General features: G+C 72.2%; 30 protein-coding genes. 21 read left to right on the forward strand and 9 right to left on the reverse strand.

Annotated features, from left to right (window positions below; all coding sequences use genetic code 11):
• Positions 1-100: 100 nt before the first annotated feature.
• Complete coding sequence (locus tag ACLQ25_RS13730) at positions 101-505, reverse strand: hypothetical protein (protein WP_425731256.1); 405 nt, start codon at positions 503-505, stop codon at positions 101-103.
• 154 nt (positions 506-659) lie between these two features.
• Positions 660-1,478 carry a hypothetical protein gene (locus tag ACLQ25_RS13735; protein WP_425731257.1) on the reverse strand — a complete coding sequence of 273 codons (819 nt, stop codon included), beginning with the start codon at positions 1,476-1,478 and terminating at the stop codon, positions 660-662.
• A 162-nt stretch (positions 1,479-1,640) separates the two neighbouring features.
• Here ACLQ25_RS13735 and ACLQ25_RS13740 point away from each other — a divergent pair, with 162 nt between their 5' ends.
• The 8 genes from ACLQ25_RS13740 to ACLQ25_RS13775 all read left to right on the forward strand — a co-directional run bounded on the left by ACLQ25_RS13740 (position 1,641) and on the right by ACLQ25_RS13775 (position 7,160).
• A complete protein-coding gene (locus ACLQ25_RS13740) occupies positions 1,641-1,778 on the forward strand; it encodes a hypothetical protein (RefSeq protein WP_425731258.1) in 138 nt (45 codons plus the stop codon).
• A 92-nt stretch (positions 1,779-1,870) separates the two neighbouring features.
• Positions 1,871-2,173 (forward strand): urease subunit gamma, encoded by a 303-nt coding sequence (locus ACLQ25_RS13745; RefSeq protein ID WP_222957358.1) that lies wholly within the window; start codon positions 1,871-1,873, stop codon positions 2,171-2,173.
• Positions 2,170-2,670, forward strand: coding sequence for an urease subunit beta (locus tag ACLQ25_RS13750; RefSeq protein WP_425731259.1), 501 nt, complete (start codon positions 2,170-2,172; stop codon positions 2,668-2,670). The genes ACLQ25_RS13745 and ACLQ25_RS13750 overlap by 4 nt, the downstream gene beginning before the upstream one ends.
• Entirely contained in the window at positions 2,667-4,370 is a 1,704-nt protein-coding gene (locus tag ACLQ25_RS13755; protein ID WP_425731260.1) for an urease subunit alpha, read from the forward strand. Before ACLQ25_RS13750 ends, ACLQ25_RS13755 begins: the two co-directional genes overlap by 4 nt.
• Positions 4,370-5,191: an urease accessory protein UreF gene (locus ACLQ25_RS13760; protein ID WP_425731261.1), complete on the forward strand. Its 822-nt coding sequence runs from the start codon at positions 4,370-4,372 to the stop codon at positions 5,189-5,191. The genes ACLQ25_RS13755 and ACLQ25_RS13760 overlap by 1 nt, the downstream gene beginning before the upstream one ends.
• Positions 5,181-5,939, forward strand: a complete 759-nt coding sequence (gene ureG / locus ACLQ25_RS13765) for an urease accessory protein UreG (protein ID WP_425731262.1) — start codon at positions 5,181-5,183, stop codon at positions 5,937-5,939. Before ACLQ25_RS13760 ends, ureG begins: the two co-directional genes overlap by 11 nt.
• A complete protein-coding gene (locus tag ACLQ25_RS13770) occupies positions 5,939-6,679 on the forward strand; it encodes an urease accessory protein UreD (RefSeq protein WP_425731263.1) in 741 nt (246 codons plus the stop codon). The genes ureG and ACLQ25_RS13770 overlap by 1 nt, the downstream gene beginning before the upstream one ends.
• Positions 6,680-6,785: 106 nt before the next feature.
• Entirely contained in the window at positions 6,786-7,160 is a 375-nt protein-coding gene (locus ACLQ25_RS13775; protein WP_425731264.1) for a cupin domain-containing protein, read from the forward strand.
• 8 nt (positions 7,161-7,168) lie between these two features.
• On the opposite strand, the gene ACLQ25_RS13780 is transcribed toward ACLQ25_RS13775, so the two are convergent.
• A complete protein-coding gene (locus ACLQ25_RS13780; protein ID WP_425731265.1) occupies positions 7,169-7,633 on the reverse strand; it encodes a MarR family winged helix-turn-helix transcriptional regulator in 465 nt (154 codons plus the stop codon).
• 96 nt (positions 7,634-7,729) lie between these two features.
• On the opposite strand from ACLQ25_RS13780, the gene ACLQ25_RS13785 reads away from it, so the two are divergent.
• The 7 genes from ACLQ25_RS13785 (at position 7,730) to ACLQ25_RS13815 (ending at position 14,712) form a co-directional block, all read left to right on the forward strand.
• Positions 7,730-8,812 carry a substrate-binding domain-containing protein gene (locus ACLQ25_RS13785; RefSeq protein WP_355049787.1) on the forward strand — a complete coding sequence of 361 codons (1,083 nt, stop codon included), beginning with the start codon at positions 7,730-7,732 and terminating at the stop codon, positions 8,810-8,812.
• A 400-nt stretch (positions 8,813-9,212) separates the two neighbouring features.
• Entirely contained in the window at positions 9,213-10,457 is a 1,245-nt protein-coding gene (urtA, locus tag ACLQ25_RS13790) for an urea ABC transporter substrate-binding protein (protein WP_425731266.1), read from the forward strand.
• 76 nt (positions 10,458-10,533) lie between these two features.
• Positions 10,534-11,421, forward strand: coding sequence for an urea ABC transporter permease subunit UrtB (gene urtB, locus ACLQ25_RS13795; protein ID WP_355049785.1), 888 nt, complete (start codon positions 10,534-10,536; stop codon positions 11,419-11,421).
• Entirely contained in the window at positions 11,418-12,605 is a 1,188-nt protein-coding gene (urtC, locus tag ACLQ25_RS13800) for an urea ABC transporter permease subunit UrtC (RefSeq protein ID WP_425731267.1), read from the forward strand. The genes urtB and urtC overlap by 4 nt, the downstream gene beginning before the upstream one ends.
• Entirely contained in the window at positions 12,602-13,492 is an 891-nt protein-coding gene (gene urtD / locus ACLQ25_RS13805; RefSeq protein ID WP_425731268.1) for an urea ABC transporter ATP-binding protein UrtD, read from the forward strand. Before urtC ends, urtD begins: the two co-directional genes overlap by 4 nt.
• Positions 13,489-14,184 (forward strand): urea ABC transporter ATP-binding subunit UrtE, encoded by a 696-nt coding sequence (gene urtE, locus ACLQ25_RS13810; RefSeq protein WP_425731269.1) that lies wholly within the window; start codon positions 13,489-13,491, stop codon positions 14,182-14,184. Before urtD ends, urtE begins: the two co-directional genes overlap by 4 nt.
• Before the next feature lie 57 nt (positions 14,185-14,241).
• Positions 14,242-14,712 carry a molybdenum cofactor biosysynthesis protein gene (locus ACLQ25_RS13815; RefSeq protein WP_425731270.1) on the forward strand — a complete coding sequence of 157 codons (471 nt, stop codon included), beginning with the start codon at positions 14,242-14,244 and terminating at the stop codon, positions 14,710-14,712.
• 7 nt (positions 14,713-14,719) lie between these two features.
• On the opposite strand, the gene ACLQ25_RS13820 is transcribed toward ACLQ25_RS13815, so the two are convergent.
• A complete protein-coding gene (locus tag ACLQ25_RS13820) occupies positions 14,720-15,097 on the reverse strand; it encodes a nuclear transport factor 2 family protein (protein ID WP_425731271.1) in 378 nt (125 codons plus the stop codon).
• A 182-nt stretch (positions 15,098-15,279) separates the two neighbouring features.
• Between ACLQ25_RS13820 and ACLQ25_RS13825 the strand changes: the two genes are divergently transcribed.
• Together ACLQ25_RS13825 and ACLQ25_RS13830 are read left to right on the forward strand one after the other, a co-directional pair.
• Positions 15,280-16,026 carry an alpha/beta hydrolase gene (locus ACLQ25_RS13825; protein WP_425731272.1) on the forward strand — a complete coding sequence of 249 codons (747 nt, stop codon included), beginning with the start codon at positions 15,280-15,282 and terminating at the stop codon, positions 16,024-16,026.
• Positions 16,027-16,058: 32 nt separating this feature from the next.
• Complete coding sequence (locus tag ACLQ25_RS13830; RefSeq protein ID WP_425731273.1) at positions 16,059-17,603, forward strand: PP2C family protein-serine/threonine phosphatase; 1,545 nt, start codon at positions 16,059-16,061, stop codon at positions 17,601-17,603.
• Between the two features lie 12 nt (positions 17,604-17,615).
• Here ACLQ25_RS13830 and ACLQ25_RS13835 read toward each other — a convergent pair whose 3' ends face one another.
• The 3 genes from ACLQ25_RS13835 to ACLQ25_RS13845 form a co-directional block, all read right to left on the reverse strand.
• Positions 17,616-18,029, reverse strand: coding sequence for an ATP-binding protein (locus ACLQ25_RS13835; RefSeq protein ID WP_425731274.1), 414 nt, complete (start codon positions 18,027-18,029; stop codon positions 17,616-17,618).
• Positions 18,029-18,361, reverse strand: a complete 333-nt coding sequence (locus tag ACLQ25_RS13840) for an STAS domain-containing protein (RefSeq protein WP_425731275.1) — start codon at positions 18,359-18,361, stop codon at positions 18,029-18,031. The genes ACLQ25_RS13835 and ACLQ25_RS13840 overlap by 1 nt, the downstream gene beginning before the upstream one ends.
• 186 nt (positions 18,362-18,547) lie before the next feature.
• Positions 18,548-18,880 carry a nuclear transport factor 2 family protein gene (locus ACLQ25_RS13845; RefSeq protein ID WP_425731276.1) on the reverse strand — a complete coding sequence of 111 codons (333 nt, stop codon included), beginning with the start codon at positions 18,878-18,880 and terminating at the stop codon, positions 18,548-18,550.
• Between the two features lie 184 nt (positions 18,881-19,064).
• Here ACLQ25_RS13845 and ACLQ25_RS13850 point away from each other — a divergent pair, with 184 nt between their 5' ends.
• Positions 19,065-19,451 carry a DUF2267 domain-containing protein gene (locus tag ACLQ25_RS13850; protein ID WP_425731277.1) on the forward strand — a complete coding sequence of 129 codons (387 nt, stop codon included), beginning with the start codon at positions 19,065-19,067 and terminating at the stop codon, positions 19,449-19,451.
• Positions 19,452-19,611: 160 nt separating this feature from the next.
• Entirely contained in the window at positions 19,612-20,574 is a 963-nt protein-coding gene (locus tag ACLQ25_RS13855) for a hypothetical protein (protein ID WP_425731341.1), read from the forward strand.
• 75 nt (positions 20,575-20,649) lie between these two features.
• On the opposite strand, the gene ACLQ25_RS13860 is transcribed toward ACLQ25_RS13855, so the two are convergent.
• Positions 20,650-23,055 carry an RICIN domain-containing protein gene (locus ACLQ25_RS13860; protein ID WP_425731278.1) on the reverse strand — a complete coding sequence of 802 codons (2,406 nt, stop codon included), beginning with the start codon at positions 23,053-23,055 and terminating at the stop codon, positions 20,650-20,652.
• Positions 23,056-23,316: 261 nt separating this feature from the next.
• Entirely contained in the window at positions 23,317-24,153 is an 837-nt protein-coding gene (locus tag ACLQ25_RS13865) for a copper resistance CopC family protein (protein WP_425731279.1), read from the reverse strand.
• Between the two features lie 102 nt (positions 24,154-24,255).
• On the opposite strand from ACLQ25_RS13865, the gene ACLQ25_RS13870 reads away from it, so the two are divergent.
• Both ACLQ25_RS13870 and ACLQ25_RS13875 read left to right on the forward strand, forming a co-directional pair.
• Positions 24,256-24,738 (forward strand): hypothetical protein, encoded by a 483-nt coding sequence (locus ACLQ25_RS13870; protein ID WP_425731280.1) that lies wholly within the window; start codon positions 24,256-24,258, stop codon positions 24,736-24,738.
• A gap of 5 nt (positions 24,739-24,743) precedes the next feature.
• Positions 24,744-26,099, forward strand: coding sequence for a hypothetical protein (locus ACLQ25_RS13875; protein ID WP_425731281.1), 1,356 nt, complete (start codon positions 24,744-24,746; stop codon positions 26,097-26,099).
• Position 26,100: the final 1 nt, after the last annotated feature.

A 26,100-nucleotide genomic window follows, 5' to 3' on the forward strand; every position in this document is an offset into this window, starting at 1 on the left:
TCCAGCAGTTCCCGCTGACCGGTTTCGAGCACCAGTGGTGCGGCAGCACGTGTCACATCCAGAGTCTACTACTACGGCTAGCTATTTACGAGACGGAACACTAGCCGGACCGGGCGACCCGGCCACCGGCAACTCGGCGGACGGCGAGGCTTACCGTCGTACTGCCCACCGACATTCCGATCAGCACCAGGACCGCGCCGACAACCCACAGCCCGCAGTCGTCGCGCGAAGCTGCCTGGCGGGACCAGGCAGCGGTGAAGGCGACAGTCATCACGGGCGCCACCAGCCACGGGCTGAGTCGCCACCCGGCCAGCGCGGCCAGCAGCACGAGCGTCAGCACGCAGCCGATCACCTGCCACGCCTCGTAAGGACCGCTCGTCGCGCCGGTCCGCGCGTCGACCGCGTAACCGGTGTCCCAGCCCAGCCAGACGAGCCACACCCCGACGGTGGCCACCGCCAGGCACAGCCCGCCGATCAGTGCGCCCGTACGCCTCGTCGCCGTCATCGATTGATCATCTCCCGCATCGGCCTCTCGCGTGAATGACATGCCGTTCGCCGGCACGTCGACACCTCGCCCGACGACGGAGCCCGTGATCGTTGGTCGTTGAGCGACACGACACGCCGTGCGGTTCGCCGCTCAGCGACCAACGATCATCACGTCATGCGCCCGTGGCGTCCCACACCACGACGTGCACGACGAACGCCTTGTCCGCGCGGCTGTCGTTGGTGATGGTGGCGAACCCGAGCCGGCCCTCCGAGGTACGGAAGCACCAGTCGGCGCCGGGCGTGAACAAGGCCCGCGCCGAGCCGGTGGCGGACGCGACGCAGCCCGCGTACGCCTGGTCGGGGTTGCCGCCGGAGTACTGGTACACGCTCGGCGTGTTGGCGACCTGGATGTTGTCCGAACGGAGATCGCCCCAGTCGTGGTAGAGGTCGAGCCCGTCCGTCGCGCCGTCGGAGTGGTGCGGCACGACCCGCTGATTCGGTTTGTCCACGTCGACGGCGGCCTCCCGGGGCAGCACCACGGTCCGCTCGACGAGGATGCGGGGCGCGTCGGGGTCCGTCGTACCCCCTGGGGTTGGGGTGATCTGGCCGGTGGGCGGCGCGGCCGGGCTGGCGCTCGGCGTCGCGGCCCCCGTCGGCCCTCCGGCGGTGGGCGGTGCCGTCGACGAGCCAGCGGTGGGCGACGGCGTCGACGGGTCGCGTAGCTGGGTCGCCAGGACACCGCCGAGCAGCAGGCAGCCGAGTGCCAGCAGGGCGATGGCGACGCGGGTCCGCCGACGCCACAGCCAGAACGCGCCGAGCACCAGGACCGCCGTCAGGGTGAGCGCGAACAACAGCACGTCCCGTTTGAGCCAGCTCTCCACCGCGGTCACCACGCCGAGGACGTTCGCCGCCACGCCGATCACGGCGAGGGTCCTGATCCGGCGTTCGTCGCTGTTGCCGCCGGTCGGTGCGGGGGGCGGGGACTCACCCAACGGTTGCCTCCACAGTGGATTGCCGTGCCGGAACGGACTGTACCGCCCCCGTCATGATCCCATCGACCCGCTCGTAGGCGGACCGCCTTGCGGCGCGGGTCGAGTCAACTGTCCGACGCCCCAGCGTGATCCCTCATCGCGGGCACACTGTTGCCGCCGCCGGTGACGATCCTCTACGGTCTGCTGAAGCGGTGGGCGGTGCGGTCCGCATCCGACCGACACCGCCGGGTGCCCGTCGTGCGGGCCGGGATGGTGGAGTCCCGGACCACCCCGTCGACGGTCGTCACGGCGGTCGTGTGATCTCAGCTCGTACCCCGGGTGGTGCTGCCCGGGCGTGGCTCAGCGCGGAGCCGACGGCGAGCTGACCACGCCGATCCCCACCGGAGAATCCCGTGTTCCTCAGCCCGCACGAGCAGGACCGCCTGCTCGTCCACGTCGCGGCCGATGTCGCCCGGCGCCGCCGCGAGCGCGGCCTGCGACTCAACTATCCCGAAGCCGTCGCGATCATCACCGCCTTCCTGCTCGAAGGGGCCCGGGACGGGCGGTCGGTGGTCGACCTCATGTCGGCCGGCCGGACCGTCCTCGGCCGCGACGACGTCCAGGACGGCATCCCCGAGCTGCTGAGGGAGGTGCAGGTGGAGGCCACGTTCCCGGACGGCACCAAGCTCGTGACGGTGCACCACCCGATCCCGTGATCCCCGGGGAGATCCTGCCGGCGGCCAGCCCGGTGGAGATCAACGTGGGTCGACCGGTGACCACCCTGGTCGTGGTCAACACCGCCGACCGTCCGGTGCAGGTCGGCTCGCACTACCACTTCGCCGAGGCCAACCCGGCCCTGGCCTTTGACCGCGACGTCGCCTGGGGGCAGCGTCTCGCCGTCCCGGCGGGTACCTCGGTCCGGTTTGAGCCGGGCGTGAGCCGCAGCGTCGACCTGGTGCCGCTCGGCGGCGCGCGCGTCGTGCCGGGCCTACGCGGCGAGTGCGCCGGCCCACTGGACACCGCGTCACCAGCCGCGAAGACGACCGACGCGCCGGCGACCGACGCGCCGACGACCGACGGGCCGACGACCGACGCGCCGGCGACCGACGCGCCGACGACCGACGGGCCGGCGACCGACGCGCCGGCGACCGACGCGCCGACGACCGACGCGAAGACGACCGACGCGCCGACGACCGACGGGCCGGCGCGGTGAGCGCCGTGCGGCGGGACCGCTACATCGACTTGTACGGGCCCACCACCGGTGACCGCATCCGGCTGGCCGACACGAGCCTGCTGATCGAGGTCGAGACGGACCACTGCGTGGGCGGCGACGAGGCGGTGTTCGGCGGCGGCAAGGTGATCCGCGAGTCGATGGGCCAGTCGCGGGCCACCCGCGCCGAGGGCGCCCTCGACACCGTCATCACCGGCGCGGTGGTGCTCGACCACTGGGGGATCATCAAGGCCGATGTGGGCCTGCGGGACGGGCGGATCGTCGCCCTCGGCCGGGCCGGCAACCCGGACACCATGCCCGGCGTCCACCCCGACCTGGTCATCGGCCCGGCCACCGAGGTGATCGCCGGCAACGGCCGGATCCTCACGGCCGGCGCCGTCGACACCCACGTGCACTTCATCTGCCCGGAGATCGTCACCGAGGCGCTCGCCAGCGGCGTCACCACGCTCGTCGGCGGCGGCACCGGGCCCGCCGAGGGCACCCGGGCCACCACGGTCACGCCGAACGCCTGGCACCTGGCCCGCATGCACGAGGCGCTGGACACGCTGCCGGTCAACGTCCTGCTGCTCGGCAAGGGCAACACCGTCTCGCAAGAGGCGCTGTGGGAGCAGCTACGCGCCGGCGCGGGCGGTTTCAAGCTGCACGAGGACTGGGGCACCACCCCGGCGGCGATCGACGCCTGTCTGCGGGTGGCGGACGCCTCCGGCGTGCAGGTGTCGATCCACACCGACACCCTCAACGAGGCCGGGTTCGTGGCCGACACGCTGCGGGCGATCGGCGGTCGGGCCATCCACTCGTATCACACCGAGGGCGCCGGCGGCGGGCACGCGCCGGACATCATCACGGTGGCCAGCGAGCCCAACGTGCTGCCGTCGTCGACAAACCCGACCCGGCCGTACACCGCCAACACCCTCGCCGAGCACCTGGACATGCTGATGGTCTGCCACCATCTCAACCCGTCCGTGCCGGAGGACCTGGCCTTCGCCGAGAGCCGCATCCGGCCGTCCACGATGGCCGCCGAGGACCTGCTGCACGACCTCGGCGCGATCTCCATCATCGGCTCCGACGCGCAGGCCATGGGCCGGGTGGGCGAGGTGATCCTGCGGACCTGGCAGAGCGCGCACGTCATGAAGGAGCGGGTGGGCGCGCTGCCCGGCGACGGGGCCGCCGACAACCACCGGGCCCGGCGGTACGTGGCGAAGTACACCATCTGCGCGGCGATGGCGAACGGGTTGGAACGGGAGATCGGCTCGGTCGAGCCGGGCAAACTCGCCGACCTGGTGTTGTGGGACCCGGCGTTCTTCGGCGTACGACCACACCTGGTGATCAAGGGCGGCATGATCGCGTACGCCCAGATGGGTGACGCCAACGCCTCCATCCCCACGCCGCAGCCGATGCTGCCGCGACCGATGTTCGGGGCGTACGGCGTCGCGGCGGCGGCCACCAGCCTGGCGTTCGTCGCGCCGGCCGCCCTCGACGCCGGGCTGCGCCTGGACGTGCGGCGACGGGTGGTGCCGGTCGCCGACGTGCGCTCGCGGGGCAAGGCCGACCTGCCGGAGAACAACGCGATGCCCCGGATCGAGGTGGACCCGGACACCTTCACCGTGCGGATCGACGGGGAGGTGGTGGAACCGGACCCGGTGCCCCGCCTGCCGATGACCCAGCGGTACTTCCTGTTCTGATGCCGACGTCGAGCCTGCTCCTGCTGCTGGCCGACGGTCGCTTCCCGGCCGGCGCGCACGCGCACTCCGGCGGTCTGGAGGCCGCCGTCGCCGCCGGCCGGGTCACCGACCTGGCCTCGTTGGAGGCGTTCCTCGTCGGCCGGCTGGCCACCGCCGGTCTGGTCGGCGCGGCGTTCGCGGCGGCGGCCCACCGGGCGGCGGTGACGCCGGCCAGCGTCGGCCCCACCGCGCGTTCGGTCGGCCTCGGCCATCCCGCGCGGCGGGCGACCACGCCGACCGATCCCGCCGTACGCGGGGCGGTGGCGGTTGATTCCGTCGTACGCGGGGAAGCGCCGGCCGCCGACGGCCCGCGCCGGAACGCGCTGGCGCGGCTCGACGCGGAGTTGGACGCCCGGACCGCGTCGCCGGCGCTGCGGGCGGTGTCCCGCCGCCAGGGCCGGGCCCTGCTGCGCGCCGGCCGGGCCATCTGGCCGGATGGCCCGTTCGACGATCTGCCCGCCACATCGCAGGGAACGCACCAGCCGTTGGTGCTCGGGCTGCTCTGCGCCGCCGCCGGCCTGAGTCGCGCCGAGACCGCCACGGTCGCCGCCTACGGGACGGTGACCGGCGCGGCCAGTGCCGGCGTACGCCTGCTCGGCCTCGACCCGTACCAGGTACAGGCCCTGCTGGTCGGTCTCACCGACCTCTGCGACGGCACCGCCGCCGACGCGGCGCGGGCCGCCGACGATCCACCCGAGCGGCTGCCCGCGGCCGCCGCGCCCCTTGCCGACATCTACGCCGAAGCTCATGCCACCTGGGAGGTGCGTCTCTTTGCGTCCTGACACCGTTACGCCGACCGCTGCGCCCACTGCCGACCCGCACGACGAGACCGTTCCGCACACCCACCCCGAGCCGGGGGTGGACCCGCACCCGCCACTCGCGCGGGCCGGCCGGGCGCTGCGCGTCGGCATCGGCGGGCCGGTCGGGTCCGGCAAGACCGCCCTGGTGGCGGCGCTGTGCCGGGCGTTCGCCGGGGAACTGCGACTCGGCGTGGTCACCAACGACATCTACACGACCGAGGACGCCGACTTCCTCAAGCGGGCCGGTGTGCTGGACCCGAGCAGGATCCGCGCGGTGGAGACCGGGTGCTGCCCGCACACCGCCATCCGCGACGACATCGGGGCCAACCTCGACGCCGTGGACGAGCTGGCCGAGGCGGTCGGCCCGTTGGACCTGGTGCTGGTCGAGAGCGGCGGGGACAACCTGACCGCCACGTTCAGCCGGGGCCTGGTGGACCGGCAGATCTTCGTGGTCGACGTGGCCGGCGGGGACAAGGTGCCCCGCAAGGGCGGCCCCGGGGTCACGTCCGCCGACCTGCTCGTGATCAACAAGACCGACCTGGCGCCCATGGTCGGCGCGGACCTGGCCGTCATGGACCGGGACGCGCGGGCCCGGCGCGGCGACCTGCCGACCGTGTTCCTCTCGATCGTCGGGGACCCGACGGCCGGTCGGGTCGCCGACTGGATCCGCCACGAGCTGGCCCACCACGCGGCCCTGCACCCGATCGCCGCGCAGGCCGGCCCGGTCTGATGCGTGCGTTCGCCCGGGTGGTGGCCCGCGCCGACGGCCGGGGCGGCACGACCCTGACCGAGCTGCGCGGCGAGACGCCGCTGCTGCTGCGGCAGACGCCCGGGGACGGTCGCGTCGTGACCGTGTACGTGGTGGGCGGGGCGGCCGGCCCGCTCGCCGGCGACGACCTGCGGCTGGAGATCGACGTGGGGCCGGGGGCGGCGGTGCGGATGCACAGCGTCGCCGCCTCGGTCGCCCTGCCCGGCCGTCCCGGCGCCGTGTCGCGGATGGCGGTACGCGCCGTGGTGCACGACGGCGGCGCACTGCACTGGCTGCCCGAGCAACTGGTCGCGGCGGCCGGCTGCGCGCACCTCGCCGAGTCCCGCATCGAGCTGGCCGCGGGCGCGCGGCTGACCTGGCGGGACGAGGTGATCTGCGGCCGGTACGGCGAGACGCCGGGCGCCGCCGTCGTGCACACCCGGGTCGACTACGACGGCCGGCCGCTGCTGCGCCAGTCGCTGGCGGTGGGGCCGGGCGCGCCCGGCTGGGCCGGCCCGGCGGTGCTCGGCGGCGTGTCGGCAACCGGGTCGCTGCTGGTGGTGGACCCGTCGCGCCCCGCCGAGCCCGCGATGGTCGAGGGCACGCTCGCGCGGCTGCCCCTGGCCGGTGGTCCGGCCACGCTGTGGAGCGCCACCGCGCCCGACGCGCACACGCTGCGCGCCCACCTCGGCGACGCGGCCCTGGCCGAGGTCACCGCCTGATCCGGTACGCCGTTGTGCGGCATCTCGGCCCCCGGCGCTCGCTTCGCTCCTATCCTCGAAAAAGCATGCGATCGTCGGTCGCCGGAGGGCTCGCGAGGAGGCCGTGATGAGTGGCAAGGCTCGACCCGAGGGCATCAGTCCGACAGCCGTGGAGGGCGCTCCCGGGCTGTGGCGCGTCGATCTTCAGCGGCACGATCTCAGCATCGAGGGCCGCGAGGTCGTGCAGAGTCGCGTCGAGTTCACGCCGGACTCGCCGCCGTTCAAGCACTTCCACCCCGGAGAGGAGATCATCTGTGTGCTGCAGGGGTCGCTGGAGTACACCCTCGACGGTCAGCCGCCGGTCGTGTGCAACGTCGGTGACGCCCTGACCGTGCCGTACGGGGTCCACCACCAGGCCCGCAACGTCGGCGACGGGGTGGCCGTCGAGCTGGCCACGTACGTCGTCGAGAAGGGCAAGCCGCTGCTCACCAAGGTGGAGTGAGCCCGACGTCAGCGGCGCGGCCCGGCCGCCTCGGCGTGGTCGCGGCGACCGGCCGGGTCGAGGCGGGCGATCAGCTCGGTGAGGTCGTCGAGCAGGGCGCTCTCGGCCGGTACGCCCACCTCGGCGAGGCTGGCCCGGACCCGCTCGTCGAGGCGGGCGTGCTCGCGGCGGCCCCGCGTCGTCAGGTAGGCCCGGATCCGTCGGCGGTCCAGCGGGTCGATCCGCCGGAACACGAGGTTGCGGTCGACGAGCTGGTCGACAAGCTTGGTGAGGGTGCCCGGCGGCAGCGAGGCCTCGGCGGACACCTCGCTCATCGGGTGGCCCTGACCGTCGGCGAGCAGGCAGAGCACCCGCCACGCCTCGGTGGTCAGCTCGTCGTCGGCCAGGACGGCGGCCATCCGGCGGGAGAGCAGCCGTTCGGCGCGGGTGAGCGAGCGCAGCAGGTCGGCTGGCGCCCCGGGCACGTCTGACATGGAACTCCCTGGGCCGGTGGCCCTGTCATGTTAGCGAGTCGTCCCGGTCCGTGGTGAACTCTGGTCTTCCGACCTGGGCCGGGCAATCATGTGCTCATGTCCGCGCCGGCACCGCCGTGGCTCACCGTCGATCGGGCCGTGGTCAGCATCGCGCTGGTGTACCCGATGCGCGGGCCGGCGGGAATGTTCGGCCCGACCTGCGAACTCTGCGCCCAGCTCGCGGTCGAGGAGATCAACGCCTGCGGCGGGGTGCTGGGCCGGGAGGTGCGGCTGGTGCCGGTCGACGGTGGCGCCCCGCCCGCCGAGGTGGCCGCCGAGGTCGAGGCGCTGGTGTCGGTGGGGGCCGTGCAGGGCGTGACGGGTTGGCACATCTCCTCGGTGCGGCAGGCGCTCGCGCCCCGGGTCGCCCACCGCGTGCCGTACGTCTACACCGCTCTGTACGAGGGCGGTGAGCGTACCGAGGGGGTCTATCTGACCAGCGAGACGCCGGACGCCCAGTTGTGGCCCGCCATGCGGCTGCTCGCGGGCGAGCAGGGCGTGCGCCGTTGGTTCGTGGTCGGCAACGACTACGTGTGGCCCCGGCGCACCGCGCGGGCGGCCCAGCGGTACGCGCTGCGCGGCGGCGGTCGGGTGGTGGGGCAGGCGTTCCTGCCGTTGGAGACGCACGACTTCGACGAGGTACTGCGCCAGATCGAGCGCAGCGAGGCCGACGCGGTGGTGATGCTGCTCGTCGGCGCGGACGCGGTGCGGTTCAACCGGGCGTTCGGGCGTGCCGGGATGGACCAGCGTTGCCTGCGGCTGAGCACCCTGATGGACGAGAACATGCTGCTGGCCAGTGGTGTGGGCGCGACGCGGCGGCTCTACAGCACGGCGGGCTTCTTCGCCGGTCTCGTGACGCAGGAGAACCTGGACTTCCACGGCGAGTTCGCCCGCCGGTTCGGGGTGGAGGCGCCGCCGCTGGGCAGTCTGGGGGAGTCCTGCTACGAGGGTGTGATGCTGCTCGCCGCGCTGATCGCGCAGGCCCGCACCCTCGACGTACGGGCGATCGAGACGGCTGCCGACTCGGTGGCGTACCACGGGCCGCGCGGTCGGCTGCGGCTGCGTCGGCGGCACGTGCGCCAGCGGATCTACCTCGCCGAGGCCGACGGTCTCGACTTCACCGTGCTCGCCCAGCTCTGACCGCCCGTCCGGACCCTTGACAGGTCCACCCAGCCCGGCCCTAAGATACTTCCTGCGTGAAGGATCTGACTCGGGGCCGGATACCGCGATTGTGTCCACCGTCGGCGGAAATCTGTCTGCCGACCATTGTGGTGGCCCTTTCCCCATCGAATTAATCGCCGCCGGCATCGTTCTGCGAGGACGATGTCGGCCATTGTGGCGTGCGCTGTCTCCACGTGCCCGGGAAACAGTCAATTAAGGACTGGGAAACACTCACGCAATCATGCCGGTCGACGCTTTGCGTGCCCGTACCCGATGCGATGACCACCGGCGACGTCCACCCGTCGACCTCGGCATCGCCAACTCCACCGGACCGCACCGACCGTCCTTTCGCTACTTGAGTGCACCGCAGGGAGATTAGATGTCACTTCTTTGGGGCCGCCGCATCCTGGCGGGTGCCATGACCCTCGTCGCCGCGGCCGCCATGACCGCGTGCGGCAGCAAGACCAATGACGAGGGCGGCGCGGCCGGCGTCACCGCCGACGTCTCCGGCGACACCGTCAAGGTGGGACTGCTCAACTCGCTCTCCGGCACCATGGCGATCAGCGAGGTCACCGTCCGCGACTCGATCATGCTCGCCGTCGAGGAGATCAACGCGGCCGGCGGCGTGCTCAACAAGAAGATCCAGCCGGTCGGCGAGGACGGCGCGTCGGACTGGCCCACCTTCGCCGAGAAGGCCGAGAAGCTGATCTCCGAGGACCGGGTCGCCGCCGTCTTCGGCTGCTGGACGTCGGCCAGCCGCAAGGCGGTCAAGCCGGTGTTCGAGAAGAACAAGGCGCTGCTGTTCTATCCGGTGCAGTACGAGGGCCTGGAACAGTCGCCCTACATCTTCTACACGGGCGCGACGACCAACCAGCAGATCGTCCCCGGGCTCGACTACCTCAAGTCCCAGGGAACGAAGTCGGTCTACCTGGTCGGCAGCGACTACGTGTTCCCCCGGACGGCCAACAAAATCATCAAGGCGTACGCGGCGGCGAACGGGATGACCGTGGTCGGCGAGGATTACGCGCCGCTCGGGTCCACCGAATTCGGCACGATCGTCAACAAGGTCAAGTCCTCCGGCGCGAAGGCGGTCTTCAACACCCTCAACGGTGACAGCAACGTGGCCTTCTTCAAGGAGTACAAGTCGGCCGGGCTGACCGCCGCCGCCATGCCGGTGGTGTCGGTGTCCATCGCCGAGGAGGAGGTCAAGGGCATCGGCACCCAGTACCTGGAGGGCCAGCTCACCGCCTGGAACTACTACCAGACCACGCCCGGCGCGGCGAACAGCAAGTTCGTGGCCGCGTACAAGGCGAAGTACGGCGCGGACAAGCCGACGAGCGACCCGATGGAAGCCGCCTACGTCAGCGTCTACCTGTGGAAGGCGATGGTCGAGAAGGCCGGCGCGTTCGACGTCGAGAAGGTCCGCGGCGCGTCCGACGGGATCACCTTCGACGCGCCGGAGGGCCTGGTCACCGTCGACGGCAAGACCCAGCACATCGCCAAGACCGCCCGCATCGGCAAGATCGGCGCGGACGGTCTGATCACCGAGGTGTGGAACTCCGGCAAGCCGGTCGCGCCGGACCCGTACCTCAAGACCTACCCGTGGGCGAGCGGCCTGAGCTGACGACGCCGGCCCGGGCGGGAAGCGCGACGACGCGCCCCCGCCCGGGCCCCCCGACCAGCAGTACGGAGTACCCACCGTGACAGTCCTCTTCGGTCAACTCTTCACCGGCATCAGCATCGGCGCGGTGCTGCTGCTCATCGCGCTCGGGCTGGCGCTGACCTTCGGCCAGATGAACGTCATCAACATGGCCCACGGCGAGTTCATCATGGCCGGCGCCTACACCACGTACGTGTTGCAACAGAGCATCAGCGGGGCCGGTGTGTCCCTGCTGGTGGCGTTGCCGGTGGCGTTCGTGGTCGCCGGCACGATGGGTGTGCTGCTGGAGATCCTGCTGATCCGTCGGCTCTACGCCCGCCCGCTGGACACCCTGCTGGTCACCTGGGGCGTGTCCCTGATGCTGCAACAGCTCGCGCGGGACGTCTTCGGCAGCCCGAACGTGCAGACCCGCGCGCCGGACCTGCTCACCGGCAACGTGGCGTTGCCCGGCGGGCTGACCGTCGCCAACAACCGGCTGTTCATCCTGGCCCTGGCGCTGGCCGCCGTCGCCGCGCTCACCCTGGCGCTGCGGCTCACCCCGTTGGGGCGTCGGGTCCGCGCGGTGGTGCAGAACCGCGACCTCGCCGCGGTGTCCGGTATCCCCACCGCCCGGGTCGACCGGACGACGTTCTTCATCGGCTCCGGCCTGGCCGGGCTCGCCGGAGTGGCGCTCACCCTCCTCGGCCCGATCGGCCCGACCATGGGCACCAACCTGATCATCGACGCCTTCCTGGTCGTCGTGGTCGGCGGGATCGGCCAGCTCAAGGGCAGCGTGATCGTCGCCTTCGCCCTCGGCGTGCTCCAGGCCACCGGGGAGTACCTCACCACCCTCAGCGTCGCCAAGGTGATCGTCTTCGTGGCGATCGTCGCGTTCCTCCAGTGGCGGCCACAGGGCCTGTTCACCCTGCGGACCAGGAGCCTCGCATGACCGCCGTGACACCCGCGCCGCCGAGCACCGTCAGCACACCGGCCCCGGCGGACGCCGTGCCACCGAAACGGCCCGGTGGCCGGTCGCGGCTGCGCACCCTGGCCGGGTTCGCGTTCGGCGCGGCGCTGCTGTTCGCCGTCGCGCCGCTGGCGCTGTCGGACTTCCGGCTGGCCCTGCTCGCCAAGTACCTCTGCGTCGCCATGGTGGCCGTCGGCATCGGCATCACCTGGGGTCGGGGCGGCATGCTCACCCTCGGCCAGGGCGTCTTCTTCGGCCTCGGCGGCTACGCGATGGCCATGCACCTCAAGCTCGCCGACGCGGGTCCCGGTGGGATGCCCGACTTCATGCAGCTGTACGGGCAGCTCGACGAACTGCCCGTGTGGTGGCGGCCGTTCGCCAGCCCGTGGTTCGCGCTGCCCGCCACGGTGCTGCTGCCGATGGCCGTCGCGTTCGGGCTCGGCTCGCTGGTGTTCCGCCGCCGCGTGCGGGGGGCGTACTTCGCCATCCTCAGCCAGGCCCTCGCCGCCGCCATGGTGATCCTGCTGATCGGTCAGCAGGGGACCACGGGCGGCACCAACGGGCTCACCGACATCCAGGGCTTCTTCGGTTACGACCTGGACGACCCGGTCAACCAGCGGATGGTCTACTTCATCATCGCCGGCATCCTGTTGGCGCTGCTCGCCCTGGCCCGCCAGCTCATGCAAAGCCGCTACGGCGAGCTGCTGGTGGCGGTGCGCGACGGCGAGGAGCGGGTCCGCTTCCTCGGCTACGACCCGGCGTCGGTCAAGCTCGTCGCCTACGTGGTGGCGGCGGGTATGGCGGGCCTCGCCGGCGCGCTGTTCGTGCCGGCGGTGGGCATCATCTCGCCCGCCCTGATCGGCATCGTCCCGTCGATCGAGTTCGTCATCGGGGTCGCGGTGGGCGGTCGGGCCACGCTGCTCGGGCCGGTGCTCGGCGCGGTCGCGGTGGCCTGGGCGCGTACCGCCCTCTCCGAACGGTTCCCGGGCACCTGGACGTACCTCCAGGGTCTGCTCTTCGTGGTGGTGGTGGCGTTCCTTCCCGGCGGCCTGGCGTCGTTGTGGGCGCTGGCCCGCCGCCGTGACGCGGACCCCGCGTCGAGCCGGCGCGGGTGGTCGGCGCTGGGTCGGCGCCGCGCCGACCGGGCGGAGGTGGAGGTGGCATGAGCGAACGCACCGAGCGCAGCGAGGGCCATGAGCGCATGCCCAGCCGGCCCAGCATGAGCGAACGCACCGAGCGCAGCGAGGGCCATGAGCGCATGCCCAGCCAGCCCAGCATGAGCGACGACCGGCTGGACGGGTTGTCCGTCCGTGACGTGCGGGTCAGCTTCGACGGTTTCACCGCGGTCGACGGCGTCTCGCTGGAGGTGCCCGCCGGGGACATCCGGTTCCTGATCGGGCCGAACGGCGCGGGCAAGACCACCCTCGTGGACGCGATCACCGGCCTGGTGCGGGCCACCGGCTCGGTGTGCTTCGGCGACCAGGAGCTGTTGGGTCGCCCGGTGCACCGGATCAGCCGCCTCGGCATCGGACGGACGTTCCAGACGTCGACGATCTTCGAGGAGCTGTCGGTCGTGCAGAACCTCGACATCGCGGCCGGCGCGCGCCGAAGCTGGGCGACCCTCGCCCGGCGACGGCGGGGCATCCCCGACGAGGTGGCCGCCGCGCTGGACACCATCGGGCTGAGCGGCCGGGCCGACCAGCTCGCCGGCACGCTCGCGCACGGCCAGAAGCAGTGGTTGGAGATCGGCATGCTGCTGGTGCAGGACGCCCGGCTGCTGCTGCTCGACGAGCCGGTCGCCGGGATGAGCCACGAGGAACGCGACGCCACCGGCGCCCTGTTGGAGACGGTGAGCGGCGACCGCACGGTGGTGGTGATCGAGCACGACATGGACTTCCTGCGGCGCTTCGCGCGCAGCGTGACCGTGCTGCACGCGGGCAAGGTGCTCAGTGAGGGCACGGTGGCGCAGGTCCAGGCGGACCCGCGCGTGCAGGAGGTCTACCTTGGCCACTCGGTCGACGCCGGGTCGGTCCCCAGTCCTCTGGAGGCATGATGCTGACCCTGCGTGGGGTGCACGCCGGTTACGGACGTTCCCGGGTGCTGCACGGGGTGGACCTCGCCGTCCCGCCGGACGGGGTGGCCGCGGTGCTCGGGCACAACGGCGCCGGCAAGAGCACCCTGCTGCGGGTCGCGGCGGGCCTGCTGCGCCCGACCGCCGGCACGGTCGAGCTGGACGGCGAGAACGTCACCCGGCTCGCGCCGCACGAGCGGGTGGCGCGCGGGATGGCGTACGTGCCGCAGGGCCAGCAGTGCTTCCCGCACCTCACGGCGGCGGAGAACCTGCGCCTGGTCGCCGACGGCCGGCGCGACGGCGCGGTGGCCACGGCGGAGGTGCTGGACCTGTTTCCGGCGCTGCGCCCGCTGCTGCGGCGGCGGGCGGGGCTGCTGTCCGGAGGTCAGCGTCAGCAGCTCGCCATCGCCCGTGCGTTGATCACCCGGCCGCGGCTGCTCATGCTCGACGAGCCGACCGAGGGCATCCAGCCGTCGGTGGTCGCCGAGATCCAGGAGCGGATCGTCGAGCTGACCCGGCAGTCCGGCTTCAGCGTGCTGCTCGTCGAACAGCACCTGGGCTTCGCGCTGCGGGTGGCGAACCGCTATCACGTCCTCGAATCCGGCCGGGTCACCTCGCACGGCGACGGGGGAGTCACGGCGGAGCGGGAGGTACGCGCGGCCCTGGCGGTCTGAGCCGGGTCGGGTCGGAGCGTGCCCCGGCGGCATCCTCCGGTTCGTAGAATCCCTGCCATGGCGCAGATCGTCGAGTTGCTGGCCTCGCCCGTGCACCGCTTCCTGGGCCGGCCCAGCGACGGTCTGGCGCCCGCGCCCCCCGGCGAGCTGGTTGATGCCGTCCAGATCCGGGCCGGCCTCGGCATCGTCGGCGACCGCTACTTCGGCCAGGCGGCACACCGCGACGCCAGCGTCACGGTGATCGCCCAGGAGTCGCTGCCGGCCGGCATCGGGCTGGCGCAGGTCCGCCGCAACATCCTCACCACCGGCCTCGCCGTGGACGAGCTGATCGGCCGGGTGCTCGTCCTCGACTCCGGCGACGGCCCGGTGGGCCTGCGGGTGAACCGCGCCGCGCGCCCCTGCGCCTGGATGGACGTCACGGTCGGCCCGGGCGCGTGGAAGGCGCTGCGCACCACGGGCGGGGTCCGCTGCACGCCCCTGCACGACGGCGTGCTGCGTATCGGTCCGGTCACCGCCACCGTGAGCTGACCGGCGCTCAGACCTGGCTGATGTGCGCGGCGAGGACCCGCCACCCGTGCGGGTCGTCGTGCACCCAGGTGCGGGTGTAGCGCAGGCGCGCGCGAAACGGCGCGCCGTCGAACATCCCGGCGACCCGGGCCAGGCAGAACGTCACACCGGTCGACCCGACGACGAGCAGGTCCAACTCCTCCTCGGTCAGCTCCTCGACGACCGAGGTCCGGTCCCGGTGCGCGGCGAGATCCTCCGCCTTGGTGTGCTTTCGGCCGTCGGGGCCGATCGCGATCAGTTGGTCGACCAGCAACTGGTCGAGGGCGGCGGCGTCACCGGCCCGCTGCGCGGCCTGCAGGGTGCGTTCGGCGTCGAGCAGCTCCGCCTCGCGTGCGCTGTCCGGCATGGCGCCGTCCTCCCGGTCTCCCGCTCCCGGCGTCACCGTCCGGACTGACCGCATTGTGGCAGGCCACACCCCCCGGACGGGGACGCATCGGCGCGGCGGCGCGCCCGCGCGTCTCGGGAAACCGCCGGCAGGGGTCTGATTCATCCCGAATACTGGCTTCATGCCACGGAAGGTGATGCCGAATGAGTGCTTCTAACACGTCCGGCCAGCAGGCGGGGCTGCCCACCATCGTGCTCGTGCACGGGGCCTTCGCCGACTCGTCGAGCTGGAACGGGGTGATCGCGAACCTCAAGCGCCGGGGCTATCCGGCCATCGCCGTCGCCAACCCGCTGCGCGGCGTGCAGGGGGACGCGGCGTACGCCCGCTCCGTCGTGGACAGCGTCGACGGTCCGGTCGTGATGGTCGCGCACTCGTACGGCGGAGTGGTGATGACCGAGGCCGCGGACGGCGCGGCCAACGTGAAGGCCATGGTGTACGTCGCCAGCGTCAGCCCGGACGTCGGCGAGAGCGTGGTCGACCTGGTCACGAAGTACCCCGGCAGTCAGCTCGTCACGTCCGTGAAGATGGTTCCGTTCCCCCAGCCCGACGGTGGGACCGGCATGGACCAGTACATCGACCAGGAGAAGTTCCCGGCCGTCTTCGCCGCCGACGTCGATCCCGAGGTCGCCGAGCTGATGGCGGCCACCCAGCGGCCGGCCTCGGAGAAGGCCCAGACCGGGTCCGTGACCAAGGCGGCCTGGAAGACGATCCCGTCGTGGACCCTGATCAGCACGCAGGACCAGGGCATCCCGCCGGACCTGCAACGCTTCCTGGCCCAGCGGGCCGGTTCCACCGTGGTCGAGGTTGCCGGGTCGCACGCCGTGGCGGTCTCGCAACCGGGCCCGGTCGCCGACTTCATCGACACCGCTGCCCGCGCCACCATGGGCTAGCTCGGAGAGCGGTCCGTACTAGGCTTCGAGCCATGGCGGACCAGGACGGTCCGGGCGCGGACGCCACCGGAGCGACGCGACCGGTCGAGACGGTCGTCCGGGAGATCCTCGCGGTGGTCCCGGCCGGGTGCACCTGGCTGGTGCCGGTGCCCGACGACCACCGGCCCGTCGCCGACTGGCGGATCGAGGCCACCAGTGGGCAGAGCCCGGACATCTACGGTCGGGGCGTCGACCGCGTCGGCGCCTGCCTCAGCGAGCTGTACCCCAGCATGGTCGGCGGGCCGCTCTGGCAGCTCTACGAACGGGTGTTCAGCACCGGGTCGTCCGGCCGCCTGGCCGACTTCCGGTACGTGGAGAGGCGTACCGGGGTCGTCGCCGACTCGCTGTTCGACGTCGAGGTGCACCGGGTCCTCGGCGGCCTGCTGGTGTCCTGGCAGCGGCTCGACGAGGACCGTCGTCGCCTGGACCGCACCGAGCTGCTGGGCAGCCTCGGCTGGGCCGAGTACGACCTGGCCAGCGGGATCAGTCAGTGGTCACCCGGCATGTACCGCGTCTTCGAGCGGGATCCCGCGCTCGGGCCGCTGTCGCGCGCCGAGCAGGCCGCCGCCCTGCTACCCGACGACTACATGCTGCGCGAGGCGGCGTGGCAGACGCTTGACGACGGGGAGTCCTCCGACGTGACGGTCCGGTTCCAGACGACCGGCGGGGTGCGGCATCTGCGGATCCTCTCCGACGTGTCCCGGGACGCGGACGGCGTACCGCTGAAGATCCACGCCGTGGTGCAGGACGTGACCGCCCGGGTGGACTCGCGGACCGCCATCGAACGGCTCAACGACCAGTTGCGGACGCGGGAGCTGACCGCGCTGGCCGAGCACCGGCTCGCCGGGCAGTTGCAGAACCTCATCCAGCCCGTGCCCCGCGAGACGTTCGCCCTGCCCGGCATCGAGGCGGTGGTCAACTACCTGCCGGCCGAGAGCACGGCGCAGGTCGGCGGTGACTGGTACCACGCGCAGGCCCTGCCGGACGGCACGGTCGTGCTCGCCGTCGGCGACGTCGCCGGTCACGGCCTGGACGCGGCGAGCGGAATGGCACACCTGCGCTTCGCCCTGGTGTCCTGGCTGTCGATCGGCATCGGCGACCCGTCGGTGCTGCTCGGGCACCTCAACCGGCTCTGCGGTCAGCTCTCGATCACCGGCACCGCGGTGGTCGCCGTGTACGACCCGGCCACCCGGGCGCTCTGCTGGGGTCGGGCCGGGCACATGGCGCCGCTGCTGTCCCGAGCCGGTCGGACCGATCCGCTCGAATGCCCGCCGGGTCTGCTGCTGGGCGCCGTGGCCGACTCGACGTACCCGGTGCTCACCGCGCGACTGTGCCCCGACGACCTCGTGCTGTTCTACACCGACGGCCTGGTCGAGCGCCGGGAGCCCGGGCAGGACCGGTTGCGGCAGGTGAGCGCCACCCTGTCCGCGCTCAGCGCGACGCCGGGGGAGCAGACCCTCGCCCGGCTGCGGAATCTGCTGCACCACCCCAGCCCGGACGACGACACGTGCACCCTGGCCGTCCGCGTGCTGACCTGATCCACGCCCGGCTCACCGCGACAGCCGGATCCGGACCACCGTCCCCGCACCGGCGGTGAACACCCGTACCTCGTCGCAGATCTGCTCGACGATGGCCAACCCGCGACCGCGTACCGCGTTGGCGGCGGGCATCTCCCGGCCGAGCGTCCGCGCCGGGCCCTGGTCGACGACGTCGCAGAACACCTGGTCACCCTCTGCCCAGAGCCGGACCCGGCCGCCGCCGGTGGTGTGCTGCAACGTGTTGGTCGCCAGTTCGCTGACCGCGAGCGCCAGCAACTCCACCCGCTCGGCCGACAGGCCCCGCGCCGTGGCGCCCTGGCAGACGAACGTGCGCAGCTCCCGCAGGTCGGCCGCCACCTCGTACGCCATCGCGTCGATGCGCGGCTCCTCGGCCACGGCGTGCGCGTTCGGTCGGTCGGCCGCCATCAGCTCGCCAACCGCGGGTCGTCGGCGGGCGGACGCAGCAGGTTGCCCACGCCGGTGATGTCGAGGACCGTCGCGACCGGACCGGAGGCGTTGACCGCGTACAGGTGCCGGCCGTCGGCGCGCGCCGCCTGGTGGGCGGTCACCAGGCCGTGCAGGCCCGTGGAGTCGAGGAACCGCAGCCCGCCGACGTCGACCACCACCACCGCGGCGGCGCGTACCGCCGCAGACAGCACGGTCGTCAGCTCGGGCTGCGCCGCCAGGTCGCACTCACCGGTCAGCGTGACCACGATCCGCCCGGGTGCTGTGGACGTGCGGGCCTCGAAGTGCGCCATCGGACAGCAGCACCCTTTCTCGTCGCGTCGGCCGTTGTCGGGACATCATGTCATCCGATGGCCGGTCGGCCGTGTCCTCCGTTCGGCGGTTGATCAAGAAGGTGCGGCCAGTGTGCGACGGCGGACGGGTCGGGACCCCGCGTCGTCCGCGACGGACCCGCTCAGCTCGCGTCGCCGCGCGTCCCACTACGGGCGGATGTCCAGAGCGCCGATCAGGTCGTCGCGCAGGGTGAACCGGTACCGCAGCTCGACCGGGCTGCCCGGGAAGTCGCCCGACAGCCGCGTGAGGACCAGGTAGGAGTCGCCGGCCTGGGGCGTGACCCGCACCGGTTCGGCGGTGTACGAGTACTCCGCCATCGTGCGCTCCCGCCAGGAGCGGATGGACGGACGGCCGTCGTACAGCCGGTCCTCGTCGGCGACGCTCGCCGTGTCCGCGAAGCAGGCGACGAAGGCGTCCACGTCCCCGTCGCCGACGGCCCGGAAGTACCGGTCGATCACGTCGGGCAGGTCGACCGCCATCTGCTCCTCCTGCGGCCCGGGCCGCCCGTCGGGGCGGCCACCGTGGTCCCGGTCCGACCTCACGGTACGAGACGCGGCGGGTGGGGCGCGGCGCAACCGGCAGAACCGCCGGGCCGGCCCCTGCGGGGTTTGTCGCCGTCCGGCCCGGGTAGCCACGCGTTCCGGCGACGGAAGGGGCGGGTCCATGGCCGAACTGGCGTTCGTCGACAAGGTGGCGGCACGGGCGGGTATTTCGCCGGCCGAGGCACGCCCGCTGACCGAGGCCGTGCTGCGGACGCTCACCGAGCGTCTCAGCGGGGGAGAGGCCACCGCCCTCGCTCCGCACGTGGCCGACGAGCTGAGTCCGCTGCTGGTCAAGGCCGCCGAACCGCCCGAGCCATTCGGGTACGACGAGTTCCTGCGCCGCGTCGCCGATCGCGCCGGCACGGACCGGGCCGGGGCCGAGCGGGGCGTACGGGCGGTCCTCGAGACGATGCACCGGGTGGTCGGACACCGCGAGTTCTCCGATGCCCTGGCCCAACTCCCGGCGGATCTGCGGGCGCTGGCGCAGCCGCTGCCGCACGGCCCCTGACCGACGCGCGCCCGATGCGTCGGTGACCGTTCGGTCCCTGGCGTGCCGCCACGACACCGGATCTACTGTGCGTAACCGATCGAACGCGCAGTGGCGGTTGTCCCGCGCCCGTCCGCCGGGTCGTCGCCGCTCCGATCCAAGGAGCGTCGCCTTGGCGTCCATGGTGTCCCCGCGTCCCCTGCTGACCGCAGCGACGACCCTCGTCGCGATGATCACCCTCGCTCCCGCTCCCGCCGTCGCGTCCCCGCACAGCTATCGAGTCATCGACCTCGGCACCCTGAGCGGAGGTGACGGCGCTGCGACGGCGATGAACGATCGCGGCGACATCGTCGGCTGGAGCACCGTCGCCGGCGGCGCCCGGCACGCCGTGCTCTGGCGACACGGCGTCATCACCGACCTGGGCGTGCTGCCCGGTGACACCGATTCCAGCGCCGTGGACGTCAACGAGTTCGGTGACGTGGCGATCACCTCGTTCGGCTCGGACTACCTGACCCGCGCGGTGCTCTGGCGCGACGGCCACCTCCGTGACCTGGGCACCCTGGGCGGGGAGAACAGTGTGGCGATCGGCGTCAACGACCGGCGGCAGGTGCTCGGCAGCAGCCCTCCGGCCGACGACATGTCGCACCGCTTCCTGTGGCGCGACGGGGTCTTCACCGACCTGGGTCAGGAGTACTTCTACGAGTTCACCGCCGACTTCAACAACGCGGGCGACGTGGTGGGCGGGTTCAACGTGCCGCCGCAGGACTACCCGTGCACCTGTGTCGGTGGCCGGCTGCGCGACGGCGTCCTGACCCAGATCGGCAGCGAGGCGCTCGGGATCAACAACCGGGGCCAGGTGGTGGGCGCGGCGAACGGCCGGGCGTTCCGCTGGCAGAACGGGACACTTACCGACCTCGGCACGCTCGGCGGTGACCGGAGCTACGCCACCGCGATAAGCGACCGTGGGGTGGTGGTGGGCAAGAGCGCCACCACCACCGTCGCGTGGCACTCGTTCCTCTGGCGCAACGGTGTGATGACCGACCTGACCACCCGGGGCTTGTGGGAGACCGACTCGATCGAGGACATCAACATCCGCGGCCACCTCGTCGGCGCGCGGGGGAACCGACCGGTGCTGTTTCGCTGAGCGTCGGTTCCTACCCGGCTCACGAGACGGGGCGTGGCCTGACCCGCCGGTCTGACCACGCCCCCTCGTCCGAGGTCAGCCGGTTACCCCGCTGCTGACCACCCACTTCTGGTGTGCGCCGCCCGCGTACGTGCCGAGCTGGATCTGGGTGCCGTCGCCGGTGTTACCGCCGGCGGCCTCCATGATCTTTCCGGACTGCGGGTTGCGGATGGACCCGTCGCTCTGTGGCTGCCAGACCTGCGCGCCGGTGCCGTTGCAGGTCCAGAGCTGGATCTTCGTACCGTTCGCGGTGCCCGCGTTGTCCACGTCCAGGCACTTGCCGAGCACCCGGTACGTGTCGCCGACCCGGGTCCACGACTGCGCGGCGGTGCCGTTGCAGGTCCAGAGCTGGATCTTCGTACCGTCGGCGAAACCGGAGTTGTCGACGTCCAGGCACTTGCCGCCGACGCCGGTGATGGTGCCGCCGATCGGCGGCGGTGGGCTGCCCGGGATGGAGTTGAGCGTGTACCACGCCTCGGTGCTCCACAGTGACTGGCCGCTGGTGGAGGTGAACGGTCGCGGCGAGCGCAGGTGCACCACCCGACCGGCCTTGCGGCCGGCCACCGCCAGGCTCACCTTCTTTCCGTCCGACGAGAGAGTGGCCGAGGTGACGGTGAGGGTCTCCTCGTCGATCTTCGGCCCGCCGTAGGCCGACGTCGCCACGTACCGCCATTGCTTGATCTTGTAGTGGGACGCGAGGTCGGCGGCGGTCGCCGCCGAGACGGGCTGGGTGTACTCCACCTCGAAGCCGGTCGTGGTGGCGCGCATCGCGAGCATCTCGAACGTGGTGGCGGTGTTCGGGGTGAGCTTCTGCAACCCGTACGTCAGCTTGCCGGTCTGCCCCCAGTTGCCGCCCGCGCCGAGCCCGCCGACGTAGATCGCGCCGTCCGGGCCGAGGTTGACCTCGGAGACGCCCGCCTCCAGGCCCTGAGTGAGCCGGAACAGCGCACCCTGGTACTCGCCGTTCACCTTCTCCACGTTGGCGCGCTGGAGACCGCCGTAGGTGACGTCGCCGATGACGAACTGGCCGGCGTACCGCCCGCTGGTGAGGTAGAGCGGCGTGCTGGGCGAGTTGGCGATCTCGTTCTGCGGCATCCACAGCACCGGCGGGGTGACCAGCTTGGCGTCGAACGGGCCGACCGGGGTCGTGTAATGGTTGAAGAAACGGCCCTGCTTGATGTGCACCAGCTTCGACGACGGCAGCCAGCCGCCCTGGTTGTCGGTGACGAAGATGCCGCCCTCCGGGCCCCACCCGATGCCGTGCGGGGTGCGCAGGCCGCCGGCCACGTAGCTGACCGCGCCGGTGTCCTTGCTGACCTTGATGGTGGTGCCCCGGTTGGCGGCCGGCTGCGGCACGGTGGTCGCGCCGCCGTAGTCGATCGACACCGACAGGTTCACGTAGAAGAACCCGTCCTGGTAGAGCAGACCGAAGGCGAACTCGTGGAACTTGCCGCCGTACGGCCAGGTCGCGACGGTGTCGAGGCGGTCGGCCACCTCGTCGCCGGTGGTGTCCACGAGCCGGGTCAACCGCTGCTTCTCCGACACGTAGACCACGCCGTCGACGACCTTGAGGCCCATCGGCTCCTTGAGCCCGCCGGCGATCTTCTTGGTGGTCACCGCCCCGGGACTCGTCGCGCCGCCGGTGCCGCCCATGATGTACACCTCGCCGTCCTGGGAGGTGCCGGACTGGTCGCTGCCACCCCAGGTGCTGATGACGAGCCGCCCGTCGGGCAGCCAGTCCATCCCGGTGACCTTCGGCTGGAAGCCGCTGGGTCGCAGGTTCGTGAGCGTGTAACCCGGGTGCACGCCGGTCAGCGGCAGGCCGTCACCGGGCGTGTCGCTGACACCCTCGCACTCCTTGCGTCCCGGCGCGGTGACCCGGACGACCCCGGCGTCGGTGCTCAACGCCGAGTTCGGTACGACCACGAAGGACGACGAACCGGGTGTCCGCCACTCCAGCGTGATCTGCTGGTCACCACCGCGCTCGAAGTGGTCGATGCGCAGTGGGTGCAGGCCGGCGGCGAGGGTGACCGTGCCCTCCTTGGGCGGGGTGGCGCCGTGCAGGCCGTCGTGGTTGACGACCACCGTGTTGTCGATGGTGAGCTTGGACCCGTCGTCGCTGCTGAGCCGGAAGGTGTAGCTACCGGCCTGGGTGACGGTGATGTTGCCGAGCACCTGCGAGACGAAGTTGTCGTCGAAGCCGAAGTCGGCCGCCGACGTCCAGTTGATCGTGGACATGAGCTTGTCCACGTTGGGAGTCTGCGCCGGCTTGAGCGTACAGATCTCCGAGAGCGGCACCTGGACGTCGTAGACGTGCAGGGTGACGCCCGGTTCCTGCTCGGCGGCGGCGTCGGCCGGGTCGGCCCAGAAGCCGACGGTGAGGACGAGCGCGAGCGCGCCCAGGACGGGACTGCGGAATCGGCGAGGCAGCCGTGTACCCATCGTTCCTCCAACGAGGATGAGGAGTGACCGACGGCCGGCGTGCAGCGATGGTGAGGCGGTGGCCGCCGGCCCCGGTCCGTAACGTCCTCGACGCCGACGAGTGACGGTCCGGAAACACCGGGTTGATGGGTCGGAACATTAAGGGGTTTCGATTGAGGTGTCCATGCCTTTGCATCGATACATCAAAAGTTCCCGATGTCTCTGCGAAAGCTCGCGGCACTGATCCCTGAATGTCCGGGGATGTGACCGGCTACCCGGGCCTCAGCGGCGGCCGCGACGAGCCGGCCGGCGGTTGGTTCCGCCGCGCTGACGCGGGGTGCCGCCGCCAGTTGGACGTGCGGTGCCGCCGCGCGGGCGGGCCCCGCCGCCGGTCGGCCGTGCCGCCGGGCGACGGCAGGCCGCCACGACGATGAGCGTGCCCACCACGGCGACGATGACGACGGGGATCACCCAGGACGGGAGCCCGCCCTCCTTCGAGGACGACGGCGGCGCGGCGGCGGGCGTGACGGCCGGGTCGAGGGTCGCGGCCGGCACGGCGGACGCCGACGCGGTGCCCTCGGCCTGGGCCAGCAGGGCGGGATCGGGGCCGTTCGTCGGCGCCGTCCAACCGGCCGGGGCCGCCGTGCTCGGTCCCTGGTAGTCGAAGGTGACGGTGCCGCGTACCGCCTCACCGTCGGACGCGACCGTGAGGTAACTGGCGGTGTAGCGGCCCTTCGCCGGCCAGTGCGCGACGGTCACCATCGCGGGAAAGCCGGTGTGGTACAGCCGCGGCTCGAAGGTGCCGTTGACCATGAAGTACTCCTGGACCGGCTTGTCCAACCGCTTCGGCTCGCCGTGCGACCAGCCGCTGTCCACCCGTGCCCCGTCCGGGCCGGTGAGGGTGAAGTGCGCGTTGGCGGCCGGCTTCTCCGTGAAGTACAGCCCGACCCTCTCGAGGGGCTGGCGCACCACGGTGCCGGTCAGCGGAGTGGAGGTCGCCAACTGGCCGTGCGCGGACGCCGGGGTGGCGGGCAGCGCCAGCGACGCGACCACGAGTACGGCCAGCACCGACAGGGCGCGACGTACGACATTACCGACAGTGACCAGCCTCGATCGCATTCGTTCATCATGGTCATTTCCCCGCCGCCGAACAAGACGTAGAGTTCACCCTCCGACGATCACCCCTACACCCCGTCCCCTCGCGTCGTTCGGAGTTCACCCGTGTCCGTCCCCGGTTCGCGCCCCACCGCCCGCTCCGCCGCCCTGCTGGTCACCGGTCTGCTCACCGCCGTGCTCGCCACGGGCTGTGGCCAGGGCGACGACCCGTCCGTGGCCGCCCCCTCGACGGCCCCGACATCCGCCGCCGTGCCGACCCCCTCCGCCGCGCCGACCACGGCGGGCAGCCCCACTCCCACCCCCGCGGCCAGTACCCCCGCCGCCGTCGACCGGGAGATCACCGTGACCATCGCCAAGAAGCGGATCACCCCGCCGACCGGCCGGGTGACCGTGACCAAGGGCCAGTCGGTTCGGATCACGGTCACCTCGGACGTCGCCGACGAGCTGCACGTGCACGGCTACGACCTGGGCGCACGCCTCCCCGCCGGCACCGCGGGCTCGGTGGAGTTCCGGGCCGACAAGACCGGGTTGTTCGAGGTCGAGACGCACGAGACCGAGCTGGTGCTGTTCCAGCTCGTCGTCCGCTGATCGAGATGTCCGCCGCACCCACGCTGCTGGCGCACGGCGTCGGCGGCCGGCAGGACCTCCCGATCACACTGCCCGAGCTCGTCGTTGCCGCCGCCCTGACCCTGGTCGTCACGTTCGTCGCGCTGGGGGTGCTCTGGCGGGAGCCACGCCTGGACCGGGACGCCGCAGGTGGTCGGCCGGTGCCGGACCGGCTGGCCCGCCTCGTCGACGCCCCCGCGTTCCGGTGGGTGCTGCGCGCACTGGGCCTGCTCGGCGCCGGCTGGTTCTGTGTGGGCCTGCTCGCCGGGCCGGACACCCCGGAGAACCCGACGGCCGGAGTGCTCTACGTGCTCCTCTGGGTCGGCCTGGTGCCCGTCTCGCTGCTGTTCGGTCCGGTGTGGCGGGCGGTCAACCCGCTGCGTACCGTGCATCTGCTCGGCGCGCTGGCGGCCCGGCGCGACCCGGCGCGCGGCGTCCGTGAACTGCCGGCCGGTCTGGGCCTCTGGCCCGCCGCGCTCACCCTCTTCGGGTTCGTCTGGCTCGAACTGGTCGCGCCGGACCGGGCCACCCTGCCGGTCATCACCGCGTGGCTGGCCGGGTACGCCGTGGTGATGCTGGCCGGCGCCGTGGTGTTCGGCTCGGCGTGGTTCGACCGGGCCGACCCGTTCGAGGTCTACAGCGCGCTCGTCGGCCAGCTCGCTCCGATCGGTAGGGCCGCCGACGGGGTGCTGGTGTGGCGCAACCCGCTCGACGGGATCGCCGGGCTGCGGCCCCGCCCCGGGCTGGTCGCCGTGGTGATCGTGCTGCTCGGCTCGACGATGTTCGACAGTCTCTCCAACGCGCCGGTCTGGCTGCGCTTCGGCCAGGAGAACGGGCTGCCTCCGGTGGTCACCGGCAGCGCGGGACTGGTCCTGGTGATCGGGGCGGTGGCCGTGGCGTACCTCGCCGCCACCGGGGTCGCGGCCCGCGTCGGCCGCACCGAGCAGACCGACGCCGGCGCTGTCGGGGCGCGGCGGGTGCCGGGCGAGATCGCGCACTCGATCGTGCCCATCGCGGTGGGTTACGTGGTGGCGCACTACTACTCGCTGCTGATCCTGGAGGGTCAACGCACCCTCGCCCTGCTGTCCGACCCCCGCCACACCGGCGCGGACGTCTTCGGCACCGCCGGCTGGGAACCGCACACCGCGTTGGTGACCCCGTCCGGGGTGGCCAACCTCCAGATCACCGTCATCGTCATCGGGCACCTGCTTGGCACGCTGCTCGCCCACGACCGCGCCCTGTACCTGTTCCCCCGGGCGCGGGCGGTCGCCGGTCAGCTTCCGCTGCTCGCGCTGATGGTCGCCTACACCGTCGCCGGCCTGCTGCTGCTCTACGCGGGTTAGC

The sequence above is a fragment of the Micromonospora sp. DT44 genome, assembly GCF_049841635.1.
GTDB lineage: Bacteria > Actinomycetota > Actinomycetes > Mycobacteriales > Micromonosporaceae > Micromonospora.

What these genes read in the sequence shown, in the direction of transcription:
- ACLQ25_RS13850 (WP_425731277.1), top strand. Translation starts at nt 19,065, where the DNA reads ATGGCCGAACTGGCGTTCGTCGACAAGGTGGCGGCACGGGCGGGTATT.
- ACLQ25_RS13825 (WP_425731272.1), top strand. Translation starts at nt 15,280, where the DNA reads ATGAGTGCTTCTAACACGTCCGGCCAGCAGGCGGGGCTGCCCACCATC.
- ACLQ25_RS13770 (WP_425731263.1), top strand. Translation starts at nt 5,939, where the DNA reads ATGCGTGCGTTCGCCCGGGTGGTGGCCCGCGCCGACGGCCGGGGCGGC.
- ACLQ25_RS13845 (WP_425731276.1), bottom strand. Translation starts at nt 18,880, where the DNA reads ATGGCGGTCGACCTGCCCGACGTGATCGACCGGTACTTCCGGGCCGTC.
- ACLQ25_RS13780 (WP_425731265.1), bottom strand. Translation starts at nt 7,633, where the DNA reads ATGTCAGACGTGCCCGGGGCGCCAGCCGACCTGCTGCGCTCGCTCACC.
- ACLQ25_RS13830 (WP_425731273.1), top strand. Translation starts at nt 16,059, where the DNA reads ATGGCGGACCAGGACGGTCCGGGCGCGGACGCCACCGGAGCGACGCGA.
- ACLQ25_RS13835 (WP_425731274.1), bottom strand. Translation starts at nt 18,029, where the DNA reads ATGGCGGCCGACCGACCGAACGCGCACGCCGTGGCCGAGGAGCCGCGC.
- ACLQ25_RS13760 (WP_425731261.1), top strand. Translation starts at nt 4,370, where the DNA reads ATGCCGACGTCGAGCCTGCTCCTGCTGCTGGCCGACGGTCGCTTCCCG.
- urtA (WP_425731266.1), top strand. Translation starts at nt 9,213, where the DNA reads ATGTCACTTCTTTGGGGCCGCCGCATCCTGGCGGGTGCCATGACCCTC.
- ACLQ25_RS13775 (WP_425731264.1), top strand. Translation starts at nt 6,786, where the DNA reads ATGAGTGGCAAGGCTCGACCCGAGGGCATCAGTCCGACAGCCGTGGAG.
- ACLQ25_RS13785 (WP_355049787.1), top strand. Translation starts at nt 7,730, where the DNA reads ATGTCCGCGCCGGCACCGCCGTGGCTCACCGTCGATCGGGCCGTGGTC.
- ACLQ25_RS13730 (WP_425731256.1), bottom strand. Translation starts at nt 505, where the DNA reads ATGACGGCGACGAGGCGTACGGGCGCACTGATCGGCGGGCTGTGCCTG.
- ACLQ25_RS13865 (WP_425731279.1), bottom strand. Translation starts at nt 24,153, where the DNA reads ATGCGATCGAGGCTGGTCACTGTCGGTAATGTCGTACGTCGCGCCCTG.
- ACLQ25_RS13855 (WP_425731341.1), top strand. Translation starts at nt 19,612, where the DNA reads ATGGTGTCCCCGCGTCCCCTGCTGACCGCAGCGACGACCCTCGTCGCG.
- ACLQ25_RS13875 (WP_425731281.1), top strand. Translation starts at nt 24,744, where the DNA reads ATGTCCGCCGCACCCACGCTGCTGGCGCACGGCGTCGGCGGCCGGCAG.
- ACLQ25_RS13840 (WP_425731275.1), bottom strand. Translation starts at nt 18,361, where the DNA reads ATGGCGCACTTCGAGGCCCGCACGTCCACAGCACCCGGGCGGATCGTG.
- ACLQ25_RS13820 (WP_425731271.1), bottom strand. Translation starts at nt 15,097, where the DNA reads ATGCCGGACAGCGCACGCGAGGCGGAGCTGCTCGACGCCGAACGCACC.
- ACLQ25_RS13815 (WP_425731270.1), top strand. Translation starts at nt 14,242, where the DNA reads ATGGCGCAGATCGTCGAGTTGCTGGCCTCGCCCGTGCACCGCTTCCTG.
- ACLQ25_RS13860 (WP_425731278.1), bottom strand. Translation starts at nt 23,055, where the DNA reads ATGGGTACACGGCTGCCTCGCCGATTCCGCAGTCCCGTCCTGGGCGCG.
- urtD (WP_425731268.1), top strand. Translation starts at nt 12,602, where the DNA reads ATGAGCGAACGCACCGAGCGCAGCGAGGGCCATGAGCGCATGCCCAGC.
- urtE (WP_425731269.1), top strand. Translation starts at nt 13,489, where the DNA reads ATGATGCTGACCCTGCGTGGGGTGCACGCCGGTTACGGACGTTCCCGG.
- urtC (WP_425731267.1), top strand. Translation starts at nt 11,418, where the DNA reads ATGACCGCCGTGACACCCGCGCCGCCGAGCACCGTCAGCACACCGGCC.